Below are 19,372 nucleotides of genomic sequence, written 5' to 3' on the forward strand. Positions count from 1 at the left end.
ACGCCCGACGCCCGACCCCGCACCGCACCGCCCCGCCGCGCCGCGCCCCGCCGCGAACAGGCCGACCGCCTCCTCAGAGCCGCTCGATGATCGTCACATTCGCCTGACCGCCACCCTCACACATCGTCTGCAGCCCGAACCGGCCGCCCGTGCGCTCCAGTTCGTGCAGCAGGGTCGTCATGAGCTTGACGCCCGTCGCGCCCAGCGGATGCCCGAGCGCGATGGCGCCGCCGTTGACGTTGACCTTCTCGGGATCCGCGCCGGTCTCCTTCAGCCAGGCCAGGACGACCGGCGCGAACGCCTCGTTGATCTCGACGAGATCGATGTCGTCGATCGACAGGCCCGTCTTCTTCAGGGCGTGGGCGGTGGCCGGTATGGGGGCGGTCAGCATGCGGATCGGGTCCTCGCCGCGTACGGAGAGGTGGTGCACGCGCGCGCGGGGCCGCAGCCCTTGTTCCCGCACGGCCCGCTCGGAGGCCAGCAGCATGGCCGCGGCCCCGTCGGAGACCTGCGAGGAGCAGGCCGCGGTGATCGTACCGCCGCCGATGACCGGCTTCAGCGCGGCCATCTTCTCCAGCGAGGTGTCCCGGCGCGGGCCCTCGTCGACGGCGACCCGGCCGTACGCCACGATCTCCCGATCGAAGCGCCCCTCGTCGATCGCCCGCAGCGCCCGCCGGTGGGAGCGCAACGCCAACTCCTCCTGGTCCAGCCGGCTGATGCCCCACTTCGCGGCGATCATCTCGGCGCCGGCGAACTGGTTCACCGCCCGGTCCCCGTACCGCGCCCGCCAGCCCTCGCTTCCCGCGAACGGTCCCTCGGTGAAGCCGAGGGGCTCGGCGGCCTGCCGGGTGGCGAAGGCGATCGGGATCTGCGACATGTTCTGCACCCCGCCCGCGACCACCAGGTCCTGCGTCCCGGACAGCACGCCCTGTGCGGCGAAGTGCACGGCCTGCTGCGAGGACCCGCACTGCCGGTCCACCGTCACGCCCGGCACCTCCTCGGGCAGCCCGGCCGCCAGCCAGCAGGTCCGCGCGATGTCCCCGGCCTGCGGCCCCACGGCGTCCAGGCAGCCGAAGACGACGTCCTCCACGGCGGCCGGATCGACACCGGACCGGGCGACCAGTTCCTTCAGCACATGCGCGCCCAGGTCGGCCGGGTGGACCCCGCTCAGTCCTCCCCCGCGCCGCCCCACGGGCGTACGGACCGCTTCGACGATGTAGGCCTCGGCCATGGCAACTCCCCAGACTCCCCATTGAGTTACATGCGTATTGGGTTACGTGCGTACGGCGATCCCGTCCAGCACCATCGACAGGTACTGGCGGGCGATCTCCTCCGGGCTGTGCTGTCCCCCGGGCCGGTACCAGGACGCGGCGACCCACACCGTGTCGCGGACGAACCGGTAGGTGAGCCGGACGTCGAGGTCGGCCCGGAACACCCGGGCGGCGACCCCGCGCTCCAGCGTGGACAGCCACGCCTTCTCGAACTTGCGCTGCGACTCGGCGAGGAACTCGAACCGCTCCTGCGCGACCAGTTGCTTGCTCTCCTTCTGGTAGATCGCCACGGCGGCGCGATGCCGGTCGATCTCCCGGAACGACTCGGTGACCAGGGCCTCAAGGGTCTCGCGCGGCCCGGCCTCGGCGCCCAGGACGGTGTCGTAGCCGTCCCACAACTCGTCGAGGAAGGTCCGCAGGATCTCCTCCAGCATCGATTCCTTGGAGTCGAAGTGGTAGTAGAGACTGCCCGCGAGCATGCCCGCGTGATCCGCGATCTTGCGCACGGTGGTGGCGTTGTAGCCCTGTTCGGCGAAGACCTCGGCGGCGGTGTCGAGGAGTTCGCGGCGGCGCGCGGGCGCGGCGGTCACCTGGGGCTTCTTCTTCGTAGGAGGCACGGATCCATTGTGGTCTGCTCCGGTCGTCAGGCGTGCTGGCTGCTGACGGAGACGACCTCGCCCGTCAGGTACGAGGAGTAGCCCGACGCCAGGAACACGATCACGTTGGCCACCTCCCAGGGCTCGGCGTACCGCCCGAAGGCCTCGCGTTCCGTCAGTTCCTCCAGTAGTTCGGGGGAGGTGACCTTCACCAGGTGCGGATGCATGGCGAGGCTGGGCGAGACCGCGTTGACGCGCACCCCGTACGCGGCCGCCTCGATCGCCGCGCACCGGGTCAGCGCCATCACGCCCGCCTTCGCGGCGGCGTAGTGCGCCTGCCCGGCCTGGGCCCGCCAGCCCACAACCGAGGCGTTGTTGACGATCACGCCGCCGGTGTCCCGCATCAGGCGAAGGGCCGCCCGGGTGCACCGGAACGTGCCGTTCAGCGTCACGTCCAGCACCCGCGACCACTGCTCGTCGGTCATGTCGACGAGGTCGGAAGTCCCGCCCAGGCCCGCGTTGTTGACGACGATGTCCAGCCGCCCGTGCTCCCGCACCGCCGTGTCGAACAGCGCCCGCACCTGTTCCTCGTCGGTGACGTCGCACGGCACCGCACCGACCGACTCCGCGCCGAACTCGCCGGCCAGCAGGGCCTCGTACTCCTTCAGCCGCCGGGTGTGCGCGTCGCCGATCAGGACCCGCGCGCCCTCCTCCAGGAAGCGGCGGGCGGTGGCCCCGCCGATCCCGGCGCCGGCGGCGGCCGTGACGACGGCGGTGCGCCCGTTCAGCAGCCCGTGCCCGGGCACGTACACCGGACTCTCGACGCCTGTCATAGGGCCACGCTAACCTACCAAACACTTGTTAGGGAAGGATGGCCGCTGATGGACCTCGACTTCACGCCCGCTGAGGAAGCGTTCCGCGCCGAGGCCCGCGCCTGGCTGGCGGACCGTGTGCCGTCCGCTGCGCTGCCCTCCCTGGAGACCGAGGAGGGCTTCGCCGCGCACCGCGCGTGGGAGGCCGAACTCGCCGCGGACCGCTGGTCGGTGGTCGACTGGCCCAGGGCGTACGGCGGCCGGGACGCGGGCCTGATCCGCTGGCTGATCTTCGAGGAGGAGTACTACGCGGCGGGCGCGCCGGGCCGCGTCGGCCAGAACGGCGTCAGCCTGCTCGCACCGGCCCTCTTCGCGCACGGCACCGAGGACCAGCGCGCGCGGGTGCTCCCGCCGATGGCCACCGGCGAGGCGGTCTGGGCGCAGGCCTGGTCGGAGCCGGAGGCCGGCTCGGACCTGGCGTCCCTCCGCTCGAAGGCCGTCCGCGCCCCCGGCGGCTGGTTGCTGAGCGGGCAGAAGACGTGGTCGTCGCGGGCCGCGTTCGCCGACCGCGCGTTCGGCCTGTTCCGCAGCGACCCGGACACGCCGAGACCCCACCAGGGGCTGACCTACCTGATGTTCGACCTGCGCGCACCCGGCGTCACCATCCGCCCCATCCGCCGCCTCGACGGCAAGCCCGCCTTCGCGGAGCTGTTCCTGGACGAGGTGTTCGTGCCGGACGAGGACGTGATCGGCGAGCCCGGTCAGGGCTGGCGGGTGGCGATGGCGACGGCCGGCAACGAGCGCGGGCTGACGCTCCGCTCCCCCGGCCGCTTCCTGGCGGGCGCCGACCGGCTGTGCGCGCTCTGGCGGGCGCAGGGCAGCCCGGACAGCGCCCGCGACCGCGTGGCCGACGCCGTGATCGGCGCCCGCGCCTACCAGCTCTTCACCTACGCCGCCGCCTCCCGCCACCTCGACGGGGCGACCCTCGGCCCGGAGTCCAGCCTGAACAAGGTGTTCTGGTCGCAGTACGACATCGCGCTCACCGAGACGGCCCTCGATCTCCTGGGCGAGGAGGGCGAGTGGGCGGACGGCGAGTGGGCCGAGCGGTATGTGTTCGCGCTCGCCGGGCCCATCTACGCCGGTACGAACGAGATCCAGCGCGACATCATCGCCGAACGCCTGCTGGGCCTGCCGAAGGGACGCCGGTGATGCGGTTCCTTCTCGACCCGGAGCAGCGGGCGTTCGCCGACTCGCTGGACGCGATGCTCACGGCCGCCGACACCCCGTCCGTCGTACGGGACTGGAGCCGCGGCGACCACGCCGGCGGACGCGCCCTGTGGTCCCGTATCGCCGAGGCCGGGGTGTTCGCGCTGGCGGTACCGGAGGCCTATGAGGGGATGGGTCCGCGTCCCGTCGAACTCGCCGTCGCCTTCGTCGAGTTGGGACGGCACGCGGTACCCGGCCCCCTGGTGGAGACGGTGACTGCGGCGACGCTGCTGGCGGCACTGGACGACACGGGCCCGGCGGGGCGTCTGCTGCCCGCGCTGGCCTCGGGCGCGTCGACGGCCACCCTGGCCCGGGGGCCGTACGCACTGGACGCGGACGTGGCGGACGTACGGCTGACGGTGTCGGCACCGAGAAGCCCGGCGGAGCCGACCGGCACGACCTACACGACCTACACGACCGAGCCGAACGACGCGACGGACACGACCGACACGACCAAGCCGACTGAGCCGACCGAGCCGACTGACACGGCCAAGCCAATCGAGCCGACGGAGCCGACCGACGTCACCGAGCTGCGCCTGGCACCCCCGCCCGGCCCCCCGCGTTCCTCCCTCGACCCCGCCCGCCGCCTCTTCCCCGTCCCGCCCGGCGGTGAACTTCTCGCCACCGGCCCCCACGTCGCCGCGGCCGCAGCCCGCGCCCTCACCACCGCCCGCCTGGCCGTCGCCGCCCAAGCCCTCGGTGTCGGCCGCGCGCTCCTCGACACAACCGTCACCCACGTCAAGCAGCGCACCCAGTTCGGCGTCCCCATAGGTTCCTTCCAGGCCGTGAAGCACCGGCTGGCGGACGCCGAGCTGGCCCTGGAGTTCGCGCGGCCCCTCGTGTTCGGCGCCGCCCTGACGATGACGGCGCGGGACGCCGCCGCCGCGAAGGTCACCGCGTGCGAGGCCGCGTACGCCACCGCCCGTACGGCCCTCCAGCTGCACGGCGCGATCGGCTACACCGCGGAGTACGACCTGTCCCTGTGGCTGACCAGGGCCCGCGCCCTGCGCACCGCCTGGGGCAGCCCCGACGAGTGCCGGGCCGCCGTTCTCACGGGTGGTGGCCGCCACTGGTGAGCTCCCGGGGCCATGCGGAGCCCGACGGGAGCGAAGCCCCGGCCACGACACCCGCGCGACCGTACGCTGGGTGTCATGAAACGTGCCGGTCTGCTCCTGGTCGCCGCCGTGCCCGTCGTCGTCGCGGCGACGGTCTATGCCTCCTCGACGGCACCGGAGCCGAACATGGGCGGCGGCCGGGCGGCGGCAGCCGTGCGGACGACGGCAGCCCCTCGTACACCGACGGCTTCTCGTGCGCCGGCCTCGCCTCGTACCCTGGCCACCTCCCGTACCCTGGCCACCTCCCGTACCCCGGCCGCCTCCCGTACCCCGGCCGCCTCTCATACACCTGCCGCCCGGCCCGCGAGCCTGACCGACCCCGGCAAGAAGGGGCTGGCCCAGGAGCTGGTGGCCAGTGCCGAGAACTCCACCCTCGACTGGCGCAGGGCCTACGGCTACATCGAGGACATCGGCGACGGCCAGGGCTACACGGCCGGCCTCATCGGCTTCTGCACCGGAACCCACGACCTGCTCACCCTCGTCGAGACCTACACCGAGGACCACCCCGGCAACGGTCTGGCCCGCTATCTCCCCGCCCTGCGCGCGGTCGACGGCACGGACTCCCACGCGGGCCTGGACCCGGGCTTCACCGCGGCCTGGAAGGCGGAGTCCGAACGTGCCGCGTTCCGCGGGGCCCAGGACGAGCAGCGCGACCGTGTCTACTTCGATCCCGCGGTCCGCCGGGCCCAGCGGGACGGGCTGGGTGTCCTCGGCCAGTTCATCTACTACGACGCGATGGTGTACCACGGTCCCGGCAGGAGCGCGACCAGCTTCGACGGCATCCGCGCCGCGGCCCTGCGCCGGGCGGCCACCCCCGCCCAGGGCGGCTCCGAGAAGACGTACCTCAAGGCGTTCCTCGACGTCCGCCGCACCGCCATGACCACCCTGCACCCCGGCACGGACACCAGCCGCGTCGACACCGCCCAACTCCGCTTCCTGAACGAGGGCAACCTGGAGCTGGCCACTCCGCTGGAGTGGCAGGTGTACGGGCAGACGTACAAGGTGCCGTAGGCCCCGTCGGGCTAGGAGCCGCCCCATCTCTCCCGCAGCACCTGCTCCGCCGGCTTGCCGTGCGGTGTGTAGGCCAGCCGGGCCGGGGTCTCGCCGCTGTCCGGCCAGTCGTCCCACATCCACCAGCACACCCCGGCCCACCACGGGCGGTCGGTGAAGGTGTCCAGCAACGCCCGGTAGGCGGCGGCCTGTTCGGCGGCGCCGGTGCGCGTGCTGATGTCCCAGGCGTACGGCGCGGTGGTGGTGCCGTGCTGGCTGACGTACCCGGCCTCGGTGAACAGGATGCGCCGGTCGTGGCGTCGGGAGAACGCCGCGAGTTCCTCGCTGATCGGTTTCCAGGCGCGGCGCAGCAGTGCGGTGTCGTCGGTGGGCCGGTCGGACAGTGGCCAGTAGGCGTCGATGCCGATGAGGTCGAGCTCCTTCCAGAAGCCGATCCTCGTGTACTCGTCGTAGTTGGCCGCGTAGGTCAGCGGGCCGTCGTAGTGCTCGCGGACGGTGTCGACGACCCGGGTCCACGCCTCGCGGTCGCCGGAGACCCCGGCGAGTTCGGTGCCCACCGCGAACTGCTCGGCACCCGCGTCGGCGGCGAGGTCGGCGTAGTGGGTGATGAAGCGGCGGTACTCGGTGAACCAGGCGGCGCGGTCGTGGGGGCGGATCTCGGCGCGGTCGCCGTCGCCCGGCAGGTCCACGTGCGGCTTGATCATCACCTTGAGGCCGGCCGTGTGGGCACGGCGCACGATCCTCCGCAGGCTCACGTCGCTCGCGGTCTCCTCGGTGCGGCGCATGACGGAGTCGGTGCGCCTGTGCTGGTACCAGGTCGGGGTGAAGGTGACCCAGCGTGCCCCGGTCGCCCTGATGTCCCGCAGATAGCGGCCGGCGGCGGGGCTGTCGTAGTCGGTGGTGTACCAGGAGGGCAGGGTGATGCCACGCATGGTCGCCGTCGGCTCCTTCGCACGGGAAGAGCCGAGGGCCGTGCATCCTCCAGCGGCGAGGAGGACCGCCACCGCGGCAGCGGCGACGGTCCTCCTGCGCACGGCTGACACCCTCACAGACTCGTCGGGCTGACGAAGGTGTAGCCCAGGGCCTTGATGCCGTTGATCGTGTCCTTGAGCGGCTGGGTCGGGTAGTACGGGTGGTAGAAGAAGCTGGCGAACCCGTCCCGGACCGCGAGGTTGGCCTTCGCCGAGGCGATCAGGTCCGCCGGCAGCCGCGCCGGGTGGTTGTTGTACGCCTCCGGCTCGTAGTTGCCGATGTCTTCGGGCAGCACCTTCGTGCCGTACACGTCCTTCACCACGTACGGGAAGAACTGGCCGAGGAAGGTGTTGGGCCCGGCGGAGTTGCCGCTGAGGGTTCCGGAGAAGTACAGCGAACGCTCCAGGCGGGCCGAGAAGTTGGAGCTGAACACCTTGTAGTCGGAGCCCGAACCGGCGTAGTGCGGGGTGGTCCACAGCGTCGGTTTCGGCAGCCCCGCGGCGGTGAACGCGGCCAGCGCGCTGGTCACCCGGCTCTGGGCCCAGGAGGTGGAGTCCTCGGCGACGGGGCCGTCGTAGACGACGTTGTTCGAGGCATCGACGTGGGCCCGGTAGAACTCGAAGTCGTCGCCGCTGACGCCGTCGTACGGGTTGGCGATGTTGCTGTACTGGTGCGTGTAGCCGTGGTCCATGAGGACCGCGCCCCTGGCCATCATGTACTTGAGGGCGCTGACGACCTTCGGCCGCTGGGCGAGCGTGATCGTCTGCGCGACACCGTTGTTGTAGGTGCCCTTCGGGTCCGTGTAGACCGGGATCACGTTGATGCCGTACGGGATCTTCTGTGAGTACAGGTAGTCGGCCATCGTCCGCAGCTCGGTGGGATCCGAGTCCGGGCTGATGTCCTCCAGGCGCATGAGTGCGCGGTGCCGTGCGGGGGTGGCCGGGGCGAGGGCGTCGAAGAGAAGGTCCTCCAGGACGATGATCCGGTCGCTCTCGGAGACGTAGGCGAAGGGGACCTCACCCAGGTAGGTCAGGTTGGACGACCGGATCGCCCATCCGAAAGTGTGACCGTTGGAACTGTCCAGTCCCTCCGCGAGCCGGGTGACGGCGGGGTAGCCGGGGCCGGTGAGGACGTTGGGGCGCAGCACGCCGCCGTCCTGGCCCGCCGGGATCTTCCGGGTGAGGGCCTGGTTCCTGTACGTCACCTGCGTCACGGTGCCGACCGAACCGCCGTCCTCGAAGTAGGACGTCGTCGGGTCCCAGCCGTATTTCTGCGTGAACTGGGTTACGCCCACCGCGTTCGCCATGTTCCAGATGTTGTCGCCCATCCAGATCACGGGCTTGGTGGTGGTGGACACGTCCTGGTAGAAGGCGGCCGGGATCGCGTCCGGGACGTCACAGCAGTAGTAGGTCGAACCGATGTAGATCACGGCCGAGTACGAACCGATCATGCCGGCGGTGTACTGCTGGACGGGCTTGGCCGTCACGCTGCCGAAGTGGCCGGCGAGGTTGGCCACGCCCATGGCGTACAGCTCGCCCAACTGCCCGTACGGGCCGGCCGTGTCGTAGAGCACGAGCGCGCTGGTCGGGTCGGCCGCGGCGGCGCCGACGGCCTGGGTCAGGGACGCCTGCCGGGTCACGGTCGTCGCGGCTGCCGTGGTGCCGGTCCGGTAGACGGCCGAGGTCGCCTGGCCGGCCGAGGTCGACAGGCCGGCCGCGGACGTGGCGGACGCCTTCGGACGCGGCTTGTCGTGGCGTGTCCGGTCGGACTTGAGCTGCGCCTGCGCCCAGCCCTTGAGGTCGATCTTGCCCAGTCCGGACTTCCCGCCGACGGCTTCGTGACCGTGCTGGTGCCCCCCGGGGCCGGCCTGCGCTCCCGTGGCCATGAAAGTGCCGCCGACCATGGCAACGAGGAGCAAGAGGGCAAGGTAGAGCTTCCGCATTCCCCGTCTACGGATATGGATCATTGGTCTCACGATGACTCCCCCCACTTTGCCAATTCTTGGCAAACGTTTTTCCCCAACCGGAAGTCACCGATTCTTCTGACCGGCACGAAGGGTGTCAATGGGTCGAAGGGTTAATTCCCGGAGTGCCATGAGACCCTACCGGAAAATTGGACATGTCAGTTTTTCGAATCATCTTCTGGATTGCCCCAGACGTCTGCTACGTTCACTTTCGCGCGTTGGGGGCGCGCATTGAGATGTGGGGGGCACCATGTACGGACGACCCGCCCTGGGGGCACTGCTGCCTCTCGCAGGGGCGATGGCCGCGCCAGAAGCCCTGCCCGGGCTGCCTCTGGCGAAAGCGTTGCAGGCAACGGCCGGGGCCGGATTCCTGCTCTATTGCCTGACGGCCTGTCTGATTCTGCTGATACGGATACGCCTGCGCCGCCTTGCGCGGAAGGTGCGGACCGAGGCCGGGAGCAGCCATGATCACTGAACTGCTGCTGTGGGCGAGCATCACCTTGATCATGATGGCCGGCTGCTACAACACGAGCCTGTTTCTGTTGTCGAGACGCAGACACCGCCGTTCCCGAACCGACCGCCGAGAACGGTTCTACGTATTCCTTCTTGCCTGCCTCAACGAGGAGCAAGTGCTTTCTGAAAGCCTGGCGCGTATCACCTCGTTGCCCACCCGGGATTTCATGGCGCTGGTGATCGACGACGGCTCGGACGACCGCACCGCCGAGATCGCCCTGGCCGCCGACCCGGCCCTGGTCCGGCTGCACCGGCGCACCCTGCCGAACGCGCGCAAGGGCAAGGGGGCCGCGCTCAACGACGGAGTGCGCCACCTCAGGGAGTCCGGTGTGCTCGCCGGCCGCGATCCTGAGGACGTGGTGCTGTGCGTGGTCGACGCGGACGGACGGCTGGACCCGCACGTGGTGCAGTCGGTCGACCCGTACTTCGACGACCCGGGAACGGGCGCGGTCCAGGTCTGCGTCCGGATGTACAACCGGCGCCTCGGGCTGCTCGCCCGTCTGCAGGACATGGAGTTCGTCGTCTACGGCGACGTCTTCCAGAGCGCTCGTCGCTTCATCGGCAGCGTGGGCATGGGCGGCAACGGGCAGTTCATGCGTCTCGCCGCCCTCAACACCCTGGACGGCGACGGGCCTTGGAGCGACAGCCTCACCGAGGACCTCGACCTCGGCGTCCGGCTGATCGCCAAGGGCTGGACCAACCAGCACTGCACCGCCGCCGCGGTCTCCCAGCAGGCCGTGCTCAGCCTCCGGCGCCTGATCCGCCAGCGATCCCGCTGGTTCCAGGGCCACCTGCAGTCGGCAGGCCTCGTCCCGCTCATCCTCAGGGACGTACCGACCCGAGCGGCGCTCGACCTCCTGTACCACCTCTCCAGCCCGGTACTGATCCTGCTCACCTCGCTGTTGCCGCTGTCCTTCCTCGTCGCCCTGGGCGCCACCACCGTGGGCTCGATCCAGGCCGGCCACTCGCTCGTCTCGCCGATGTGGCTGCTCGGCCCGTACCTGCTCTCGTTCACGGCCGCCTACGCGTACGGCTTCGTGTACGCCAAGCGGGAGCGTGACCTCGGGCTCGTGCGCTCCGTGCTGATCGCCCACGTCTTCGTCTTCTACGGCTACATCTGGTTCGCCGCCGGATGGTGGGGCTTCTGGCGGATGCTCACCGGCCAGCGGGGCTGGCTCAAGACCGCGCGCACCTGAGCGCGTTCAGACCGCGCCGAGCCCGCGCGGGTCCTCGTCTCTCCTCTGCTGCAGTACCTCTCCTCCGCAGTACCCCTTCCCCGCAGTACCTCTCCTCCGCAGTACCTCTCCTCCGCAGTACCCCTTCCCCGCAGTACCTCTCCTCCGCAGTACCTCTCATCACCTCACGTGATCGCTGCGCCGATCACGCATGCCCAAGGGGGCCCCCATGTCCACACACCCGTCAGCCGTGCCCGTACGCGCCATGCTCGTGCTCGGCACCCGGCCGGAAGCGATCAAACTGGCGCCCGTGGCGCGGGCGATGGCCACCGGCACGCAGTTCGAGCCGATCGTCGTCACCACCGGCCAGCACCGCGAGATGCTCCACCAGATGCTCGGTCTGCTGGGCCTCGACGCCCGCATCACGCTCAACGTGATGCGCAGCCGGCAACAACTGTCCGACCTGACCGCCCGCCTCGTCCGGGAGCTCGGCGGGATCATGCGGGATCACCGCCCCGACCTGGTCGTGGTCCAGGGGGACACCACGACCGCGCTGGCCGGCGCCCTGGCCGCGTTCTACGAGAAGATACCGGTCGCCCATGTCGAGGCCGGACTGCGCACCGGGGTTCTGGACAACCCCTTCCCGGAGGAGCTCAACCGCTGCCTGATCAGCCGTATGGCCCGCTGGCACTTCGCCCCGACCCCTGCGGCCGCCCGGCATCTGACGGACGAGGGAGTCGCGCCTGAACAGGTGTTCACCACCGGCAACACCGTCATCGACAACCTGCTGTGGGTGCTCGCCGAGGGCACCGGTACCTCCGCCTTCCGCACCTCCGCCAAGCGGATCCTGGTCACCCTGCACCGCCGGGAGAACCAGGGCGAGCGGATGCGCGGCATGGGCCGGGCGCTGACCCGGCTCGCGGCGCGCGGGGACGTCGAGATCGTGCTGCCGCTGCACAAGAGCCCGGCCGTGCGGGACGCCCTGCTGCCCGAACTCGACGGCCACGAGGGCATCTCGCTCGTCGAGCCGCTCGACTACCTCGACTTCGCGGCCACCCTCGCCGAATGCGACCTCGTCCTCACCGACTCCGGCGGCATCCAGGAGGAGGCCCCGAGCCTCAGCAAGCCCGCGCTCGTCCTGCGGACGACCACCGAGCGGCCCGAGGCGGTCGAGGCCGGCGCGGCCCGGCTGGTCGGCACCGACCCGGAAGCCATCGTGACCTGGGCGGAGAGACTGCTGGACGATCCGGTGGAGTACAAGCGCATGGCCACCGCGGGCAACCCGTTCGGCGACGGCAGGGCGACCGCCCGGATCCTGGCCCAGCTGGCCGAGGACTTCGCCGCCGATGTCCCGGTCGGCCTCACCGCATCCGGGCCATACTCGACGGCATGACGCCCTCACCCCTGCGCTCCCGCCGATGGATCCCTTCGGTTCCGCCGGGGCTTCGGGCGGGACGCAGGGGCCGTGCCGTCACCGGACTGGCGCTGGTCGTCGCGCTCGTGGCGGTTCTCGCGATCGTCCTGAGCCAGTGCCGGTCGGAGGCGTCGCCGCCCAAGCCCTGGATCGACGGCACCACCCACGGCCGCTGGCTGTCGGTGTTCAACGGCATGGGGAAGAACACCGGTGACGACGAGTCGCTCACCCTCTCCCCCCTGGCCGCCGAGGACCCCGGGACCACACACGCCGGGCTGGTGGTGAGCACCGCCTCCTACCCGGACGTGCGTTACGAGACACGGATGCGGACGGTGGAACAGCTGCGGTCACCGAAACCGAACCCGTGGGAGGTGCCCTGGCTGGTGTGGGCGTACACCGACCCGGAGCACTTCTACTACCTCACCCTCAAACCGAACGGCTGGGAGCTGGGCAAGCGCGACCCCGCCTATCCGGGCGGGCAGCGCTTCCTGGCGACCGGGCGGACGACGTATCCCGTGGGTGGCTGGTACGACGTGCGGGTCGAGCAGCGCGGGGCGGTGCTGTCGTTGTCGGTGGGCGGGAAGCCGCTGGTGACGTTCACGGACACCGAACGGCCTTACCTCCAGGGCCGGGTGGGCGCGTACTCGGAGGACGCGACGGTGCAGTTCCAGGGCCTGGACGCGAGTTCGGGCTGACGGCCGAGGGGAGGGAAGACGACAGCGCCTGCCCGGTCGTCCGGTCGGGGACAATAGGGCAGGCGCCGTCCATGTTCCGTACGCCTTTGTACGGGACGTCTGTTGATCCCGCGGATCAGAATCCCGCGGGTCGGAAAACCGCGGATCGGAATCCGGCGGATCAGACCATCAGCGAGCGGTCCGTCGGGCGGATCGGGGCGTGCAGTTCGCTGTCACCGGTCAGGTGGCGGTCGACGCCGCGCGCGGCCGAACGGCCCTCCGCGATCGCCCACACGATGAGCGACTGGCCGCGGCCGGCGTCACCGGCGACGTAGATGCCCGGCACGTTGGTCCGGAAGTCGGCGTCGCGGGCGATGTTGCCGCGCTCGTCGAGCTCCAGTTGGAACTGGTCCACCAGGCCGTTCTCCCGGTCGGTGCCGGTGAAACCCATGGCCAGGGTGACCAGCTGGGCGGGGATCTTGCGCTCCGTGCCCGGCTTCTGGGTCAGCTTGCCCTCGACGAACTCCACCTCGGTGAGGTGCAGCCACTGGACGTTGCCGTCCTCGTCCCCCTCGAAGTGCGTCGTCGACACCGAGTAGACGCGCTCGCCGCCCTCCTCGTGCGCGCTCGTCACCTTGTAGAGCATCGGGAAGGTCGGCCAGGGCTGGGAGACCGGGTTCCGCTCGTCGTTCGGGCGGGGCATGATCTCCAGCTGCGTGACCGAGGCCGCGCCCTGACGGTTGGCCGTGCCCACGCAGTCCGCGCCGGTGTCACCGCCGCCGATCACGATCACGTGCTTGCCCTCGGCCGAGATCGGGGGCGCCACGTAGTCGCCCTCCTGCACCTTGTTGGCCAGCGGCAGGTACTCCATGGCCTGGTAGACGCCCTTGAGCTCGCGGCCGGGGACCGGCAGGTCACGGGCGGTCGTCGCACCGGCGGCGATGACGATCGCGTCGTACCGCTTCTTCAGGTCGGTCGCCTTGAGGTCGCGGCCGATCTCGATGCCCGTACGGAAGCGGGTGCCCTCCGCGCGCATCTGCTCGATACGGCGGTTGATGTGCCGCTTCTCCATCTTGAACTCGGGGATGCCGTACCGCAGGAGGCCGCCGATACGGTCCGCGCGCTCGTAGACGGCGACGGTGTGACCGGCCCGGGTCAGCTGCTGGGCGGCGGCGAGACCGGCGGGGCCGGACCCGATCACCGCGACCGTCTTGCCGGACAGCCGCTCCGGGATCTGCGGGGCGACGTCACCGGTCTCCCACGCCTTGTCGATGATCGAGACCTCGACGTTCTTGATGGTGACCGGCAGCTGGTTGATACCGAGGACGCAGGCCGACTCGCACGGCGCGGGGCACAGCCGGCCCGTGAACTCCGGGAAGTTGTTCGTCGCGTGCAGACGCTCGGAGGCGGCCGCCCAGTCCTCGCGGTAGGCGTAGTCGTTCCACTCGGGGATCAGGTTCCCCAGCGGACAGCCGTTGTGGCAGAACGGGATACCGCAGTCCATGCAGCGGCTGGCCTGCTTGCTGATGATCGGCAGCAGGGAGCCGGGAACGTAGACCTCGCTCCAGTCCTTGACGCGCTCCTCGACGGGACGGGTCCTGGCGACCTCACGGCCGTGGTTCAGAAAGCCCTTCGGGTCAGCCATTGATCGCCGCCTCCATCATCTTCTCGGTGATCTCGGTCTCGGTGAGACCCGCTCGCTCGGCGGCGTCCTTGGCGGCGAGCACTGACTTGTACGTGCTGGGGATGATCTTGCTGAAGCGCTCCACGGACACGGTCCACTCGGCGAGCAGCTTCTCGGCGACCGTCGAGCCGGTCTCCTCGGCGTGGCGGCGCACCACGTCGTGCAGCCACTGCTTGTCGGTGTCGTCCAGCGCCTCGACGGCGCCGGCGTTGCCGATGTTGACGTGGTCGCGGTTCAGGTCGATGACGTACGCGACACCGCCGGACATACCGGCCGCGAAGTTACGGCCGGTCTCCCCGAGGACCACCGCGTGACCGCCGGTCATGTACTCGCAGCCGTGATCGCCCACGCCCTCGGCGACGACCGTGGCACCGGAGTTGCGGACACAGAACCGCTCGCCCGTACGACCGCGCAGGAACAGCTCGCCGCCGGTCGCGCCGTACGCGATGGTGTTGCCCGCGATGGTGGAGAACTCGGCGAGGTGGTCGGCGTTGCGGTCGGGACGGACGATCACCCGGCCGCCCGACAGGCCCTTGCCGACGTAGTCGTTGGCGTCGCCCTCCAGGCGCAGCGTGACACCACGCGGCAGGAAGGCACCGAAGGACTGGCCGGCCGAGCCGGTGAAGGTGATGTCGATGGTGTCGTCGGGCAGGCCCGCCCCGCCGAATTTCTTCGTCACCTCGTGGCCGAGCATGGTACCGACCGTGCGGTTGATGTTGCGGATCGCGACCTGGGCGCGCACCGGCTGGGCGTCGGTCACGGAGTCCGCGGCCAGGGCGTCGCCGGCGAGCTTGATCAGCTCGTTGTCGAGCGCCTTCTCCAGGCCGTGGTCCTGCTTGATCACCTGGTGCAGCGGGGCGCCCTCGGGCAGCTGCGGCACGTAGAAGAGCGGGGACAGGTCCAGGCCCTGCGCCTTCCAGTGGTCGACCGCGCGGGTCACGTCGAGCGTCTCGGCGTGGCCGACGGCCTCCTCGATGGAGCGGAAGCCCAGCTCGGCGAGGATCTCGCGGACCTCCTCGGCGATGAACCGGAAGAAGTTCACGATGTGCTCGGCCTTGCCGGTGAACCGCTCCCTCAGGACCGGGTTCTGGGTGGCGATGCCGACCGGGCAGGTGTCGAGGTGGCAGACGCGCATCATGACGCAGCCGGAGACGACGAGCGGCGCGGTCGCGAAACCGAACTCCTCGGCGCCCAGCAGCGCGGCGATGACGACGTCACGGCCGGTCTTGAGCTGTCCGTCGGTCTGCACGACGATCCGGTCGCGCAGGCCGTTGAGCAGCAGGGTCTGCTGGGTCTCGGCGAGGCCCAGCTCCCAGGGACCGCCCGCGTGCTTCAGCGAGGTCAGCGGGGAGGCACCCGTTCCGCCGTCGTGGCCGGAGATCAGGACGACGTCCGCGTGCGCCTTGGAAACCCCCGCGGCGACCGTGCCGACGCCGACCTCCGAGACCAGCTTCACGTGAATCCGCGCCTGCGGGTTCGCGTTCTTCAGGTCGTGGATCAGCTGGGCCAGGTCCTCGATGGAGTAGATGTCGTGATGCGGCGGCGGGGAGATCAGACCGACACCAGGGGTGCTGTGCCGGGTCTTGGCGACCCAGGGGTACACCTTGTGGCCGGGCAGCTGGCCGCCCTCGCCGGGCTTGGCGCCCTGGGCCATCTTGATCTGGATGTCGTCCGCGTTGACCAGGTACTCCGAGGTCACGCCGAAGCGGCCGGAGGCGACCTGCTTGATCGCCGAACGGCGTGCCGGGTCGTACAGCCGGTCCGCGTCCTCGCCGCCCTCACCGGTGTTGGACTTGCCGCCCAGCTGGTTCATGGCGATGGCGAGCGTCTCGTGGGCTTCCTTCGAGATGGAGCCGTACGACATGGCGCCCGTGGAGAAACGCTTGACGATCTCGCTGACCGGCTCGACCTCGTCGACGGAGATCGGCTGCCGGTCCGACGTGAAGCCGAACAGGCCGCGCAGCGTCATCAGTCGCTCGGACTGCTCGTTCACCCGCCCGGTGTACTTCTTGAAGATGTCGTAGCGGCCGCTGCGCGTGGAGTGCTGGAGGCGGAAGACCGTCTCCGGGTCGAACAGGTGCGGCTCGCCCTCGCGGCGCCACTGGTACTCGCCGCCTATCTCCAGGGCGCGGTGGGCCGGCGCGATCCCGCTGGCCGGGTACGCCTTGGCGTGGCGGGCGGCGACCTCCTTGGCGATGACGTCGATGCCGACGCCGCCGATCTTGGTGGCGGTACCGCTGAAGTACCTGGTGACGAACTCACCGTCCAGGCCGACCGCTTCGAAGACCTGGGCGCCCCGGTAGGAGGCGACCGTCGAGATGCCCATCTTGGACATGACCTTCAGGACGCCCTTGCCGAGGGCGTAGATCAGGTTGCGGATGGCCTGCTCGGGCTCGGCGTCCGGCAGGAAGGTGCCGGCGCGGACCAGGTCCTCGACGGACTCCATCGCCAGATACGGGTTCACGGCCGCGGCGCCGAAACCGATCAGCAGGGCGACGTGGTGGACCTCGCGGACGTCACCGGCCTCCACCAGCAGGCCCACCTGGGTGCGCTGCTTGGTGCGGATGAGGTGGTGGTGGACGGCCGCGGTGAGCAGCAGCGACGGGATCGGCGCGTGCTCGGCGTCGGAGTGGCGGTCCGACAGGACGATCAGCCGGGCGCCGTTCTCGATGGCGGCGTCGACCTCGGCGCAGATGTCGTCGATGCGCGCGGCGAGAGCGTCACCGCCGCCGGAGACCCGGTACAGACCGGACAGGGTCGCGGCCTTGAAGCCGGGCATGTCGCCGTCGGCGTTGATGTGGATGAGCTTGGCCAGCTCGTCGTTGTCGATCACCGGGAACGGCAGGGTCACGGTCCGGCAGGACGCGGCGGTCGGCTCGAGCAGGTTGCCCTGCGGGCCCAGCGACGAGCGCAGGGAGGTGACCAGTTCCTCGCGGATCGCGTCCAGCGGTGGGTTCGTGACCTGCGCGAACAGCTGGGTGAAGTAGTCGAAAAGCAGTCGCGGACGGTCGCTCAGCGCGGCGATCGGCGAGTCGGTGCCCATGGAACCGATCGGCTCGGCACCGGCCTTGGCCATCGGCGCGATGATGACGCGCAGCTCCTCCTCGGTGTAGCCGAAGGTCTGCTGGCGGCGGGTGACCGAGGCGTGGGTGTGCACGATGTGCTCGCGCTCGGGCAGGTCGGACAGCTCGATCTCGCCGGCCTCCAGCCACTCCGCGTACGGCTTCTCCGCGGTGAGCTGGGCCTTGATCTCGTCGTCCTCGATGATGCGGTGCTCGGCGGTGTCGACGAGGAACATCCGGCCGGGCTGCAGACGGCCCTTGCGGACGACCTTCGCGGGGTCGATGTCGAGGACGCCGACCTCGGAGCCGAGGACGACCAGGCCCTCGTCGGTGACCCAGTAGCGGCCGGGACGCAGGCCGTTGCGGTCGAGGACCGCGCCGACCTGGACGCCGTCGGTGAAGGTGACACAGGCCGGGCCGTCCCAGGGCTCCATCATCGTGGCGTGGAACTCGTAGAAGGCGCGCCGGGCCGAGTCCATGGAGCCGTGGTTCTCCCACGCCTCCGGGATCATCATCAGCACGGAGTGCGGCAGCGAACGTCCGCCGAGGTGGAGGAGTTCGAGTACCTCGTCGAAGGACGCCGAGTCGGAGGCGTCCGGCGTACAGATGGGGAAGACCCGGTCGATCTTCTCCTGGTCGCCGAACAGGTCGGAGACGATCTGGGACTCGCGGGCCGCCATCCAGTTGCGGTTGCCCTTGACGGTGTTGATCTCACCGTTGTGCGCGACGAAGCGGTACGGGTGCGCGAGCGGCCACGACGGGAAGGTGTTGGTGGAGAACCGGGAGTGCACGAGCGCGATCGCTGAGGCGAAGCGGCGGTCGGACAGGTCCGGGAAGAAGGGCTCCAGCTGACCGGTGGTCAGCATGCCCTTGTAGACGATGGTCCGCGCGGACAGCGACGGGAAGTAGACGCCGACCTCGCGCTCGGCACGCTTGCGCAGCACGAAGGCCTTGCGGTCGAGGTCGATCCCGGTGGCAGCCGCCGTGGCGCCGTCGGTCACGAAGACCTGGCGGAAGGCGGGCATCGTGGACCGGGCGGTGGCGCCGAGGAGTCCGGGGGCGACCGGAACCTCGCGCCAGCCGAGGACGGTGAGGTCCTCGTCGGCGGCGATCGTCTCGATGCGTGAGACGGCGTCCGCGGTGCCGTCCTCCGGCAGGAAGGCGATACCGACGGCGTAGGCACCGGCCGCGGGCAGCTCGAACTCGGTCACCTCGCGGAAGAAGGCGTCCGGCACCTGGGCCAGAATGCCCGCGCCGTCACCCGAGTCGGGCTCGGCGCCGGTGGCACCGCGGTGCTCCAGGTTGCGCAGAACAGTGAGCGCCTGCTCGACCAGCGCATGGCTCGCCTCGCCGGTGAGGGTGGCCACGAAGCCGACGCCACAGGCGTCGTGCTCGTTGCGGGGGTCGTACATACCCTGCGCAGCAGGGCGAGCATCCATGAACGACCGGTTCTGGCCATTCGTGGAGTGCTGGGACGGCTGGCGCGGCGTACGCATCGGCTCTCCCGTCGTCGTCATGTGGCATATGCAGATTGCCGAGGGACGACGCTGGCCCTCTGCGTGAGTGCAAAATTTCGAGCAGGTTACATGATGGAACGACTCTCGGAAACCGGATAATCCGTTCCACCATGCGGACGCCACGGAGGCGGCGGGGGTATCGCGCACATGGCTTGAAATGTGTGGGATCGAACGGGACAGATCGGTGTCCGTCGGCCCGGGGCGGAAGCAGGCGTCGCCACCCACCCCGCGCGTGCGCCGCAGGCTCCCTTGCCCACAGCGCTTACGGCTCATGCCCGGCGGTTAACCATTCGAAACCAGCGGGTAACGACTACTTATGCGGCCCAG

General features: G+C 70.2%; 14 protein-coding genes. 7 read left to right on the forward strand and 7 right to left on the reverse strand.

Going from position 1 to position 19,372, the window contains the following annotated elements; all coding sequences use genetic code 11:
* Positions 1–73: 73 nt before the first annotated feature.
* The 3 genes from M2271_RS23945 to M2271_RS23955 are packed head-to-tail and all read right to left on the reverse strand — an operon-like array spanning position 74 to position 2,700.
* Positions 74–1,231, reverse strand: a complete 1,158-nt coding sequence (locus M2271_RS23945; protein ID WP_280889362.1) for an acetyl-CoA C-acetyltransferase — start codon at positions 1,229–1,231, stop codon at positions 74–76.
* 42 nt (positions 1,232–1,273) lie between these two features.
* Complete coding sequence (locus tag M2271_RS23950) at positions 1,274–1,888, reverse strand: TetR/AcrR family transcriptional regulator (RefSeq protein ID WP_280889363.1); 615 nt, start codon at positions 1,886–1,888, stop codon at positions 1,274–1,276.
* A 26-nt stretch (positions 1,889–1,914) separates the two neighbouring features.
* Complete coding sequence (locus M2271_RS23955; RefSeq protein WP_280889364.1) at positions 1,915–2,700, reverse strand: SDR family oxidoreductase; 786 nt, start codon at positions 2,698–2,700, stop codon at positions 1,915–1,917.
* A 48-nt stretch (positions 2,701–2,748) separates the two neighbouring features.
* Here M2271_RS23955 and M2271_RS23960 point away from each other — a divergent pair, with 48 nt between their 5' ends.
* The 3 genes from M2271_RS23960 (at position 2,749) to M2271_RS23970 (ending at position 6,071) form a co-directional block, all read left to right on the forward strand.
* Complete coding sequence (locus tag M2271_RS23960; RefSeq protein WP_280889365.1) at positions 2,749–3,888, forward strand: acyl-CoA dehydrogenase family protein; 1,140 nt, start codon at positions 2,749–2,751, stop codon at positions 3,886–3,888.
* Entirely contained in the window at positions 3,888–5,021 is a 1,134-nt protein-coding gene (locus M2271_RS23965) for an acyl-CoA dehydrogenase family protein (protein ID WP_280889366.1), read from the forward strand. Before M2271_RS23960 ends, M2271_RS23965 begins: the two co-directional genes overlap by 1 nt.
* 75 nt (positions 5,022–5,096) lie before the next feature.
* On the forward strand, positions 5,097–6,071 hold the full coding sequence (locus M2271_RS23970; protein ID WP_280889367.1) for a chitosanase: 975 nt from the start codon (positions 5,097–5,099) through the stop codon (positions 6,069–6,071).
* An 11-nt stretch (positions 6,072–6,082) separates the two neighbouring features.
* Here M2271_RS23970 and M2271_RS23975 read toward each other — a convergent pair whose 3' ends face one another.
* Together M2271_RS23975 and M2271_RS23980 are read right to left on the reverse strand one after the other, a co-directional pair.
* Positions 6,083–7,003, reverse strand: a complete 921-nt coding sequence (locus M2271_RS23975; protein WP_280889368.1) for a hypothetical protein — start codon at positions 7,001–7,003, stop codon at positions 6,083–6,085.
* A 113-nt stretch (positions 7,004–7,116) separates the two neighbouring features.
* Positions 7,117–8,961 (reverse strand): polysaccharide deacetylase family protein, encoded by a 1,845-nt coding sequence (locus M2271_RS23980; RefSeq protein ID WP_280889369.1) that lies wholly within the window; start codon positions 8,959–8,961, stop codon positions 7,117–7,119.
* Positions 8,962–9,256: 295 nt separating this feature from the next.
* On the opposite strand from M2271_RS23980, the gene M2271_RS23985 reads away from it, so the two are divergent.
* The 4 genes from M2271_RS23985 (at position 9,257) to M2271_RS24000 (ending at position 12,803) form a co-directional block, all read left to right on the forward strand.
* Complete coding sequence (locus M2271_RS23985; protein WP_280889370.1) at positions 9,257–9,481, forward strand: hypothetical protein; 225 nt, start codon at positions 9,257–9,259, stop codon at positions 9,479–9,481.
* A complete protein-coding gene (locus M2271_RS23990; protein ID WP_280889371.1) occupies positions 9,471–10,715 on the forward strand; it encodes a glycosyltransferase family 2 protein in 1,245 nt (414 codons plus the stop codon). The genes M2271_RS23985 and M2271_RS23990 overlap by 11 nt, the downstream gene beginning before the upstream one ends.
* Before the next feature lie 208 nt (positions 10,716–10,923).
* Positions 10,924–12,087: a UDP-N-acetylglucosamine 2-epimerase (non-hydrolyzing) gene (wecB, locus tag M2271_RS23995; RefSeq protein ID WP_280889372.1), complete on the forward strand. Its 1,164-nt coding sequence runs from the start codon at positions 10,924–10,926 to the stop codon at positions 12,085–12,087.
* A complete protein-coding gene (locus M2271_RS24000) occupies positions 12,084–12,803 on the forward strand; it encodes a calcium-binding protein (RefSeq protein WP_280889373.1) in 720 nt (239 codons plus the stop codon). The genes wecB and M2271_RS24000 overlap by 4 nt, the downstream gene beginning before the upstream one ends.
* Before the next feature lie 160 nt (positions 12,804–12,963).
* Here M2271_RS24000 and M2271_RS24005 read toward each other — a convergent pair whose 3' ends face one another.
* Both M2271_RS24005 and gltB read right to left on the reverse strand, forming a co-directional pair.
* On the reverse strand, positions 12,964–14,427 hold the full coding sequence (locus M2271_RS24005) for a glutamate synthase subunit beta (RefSeq protein ID WP_280889374.1): 1,464 nt from the start codon (positions 14,425–14,427) through the stop codon (positions 12,964–12,966).
* A complete protein-coding gene (gltB, locus tag M2271_RS24010; protein ID WP_280889464.1) occupies positions 14,420–19,024 on the reverse strand; it encodes a glutamate synthase large subunit in 4,605 nt (1,534 codons plus the stop codon). Before gltB ends, M2271_RS24005 begins: the two co-directional genes overlap by 8 nt.
* Positions 19,025–19,372 lie beyond the last annotated feature (348 nt).

The sequence above is a fragment of the Streptomyces sp. LBL genome (genome assembly GCF_029893585.1).
Classification (GTDB): Bacteria; Actinomycetota; Actinomycetes; order Streptomycetales; family Streptomycetaceae; genus Streptomyces.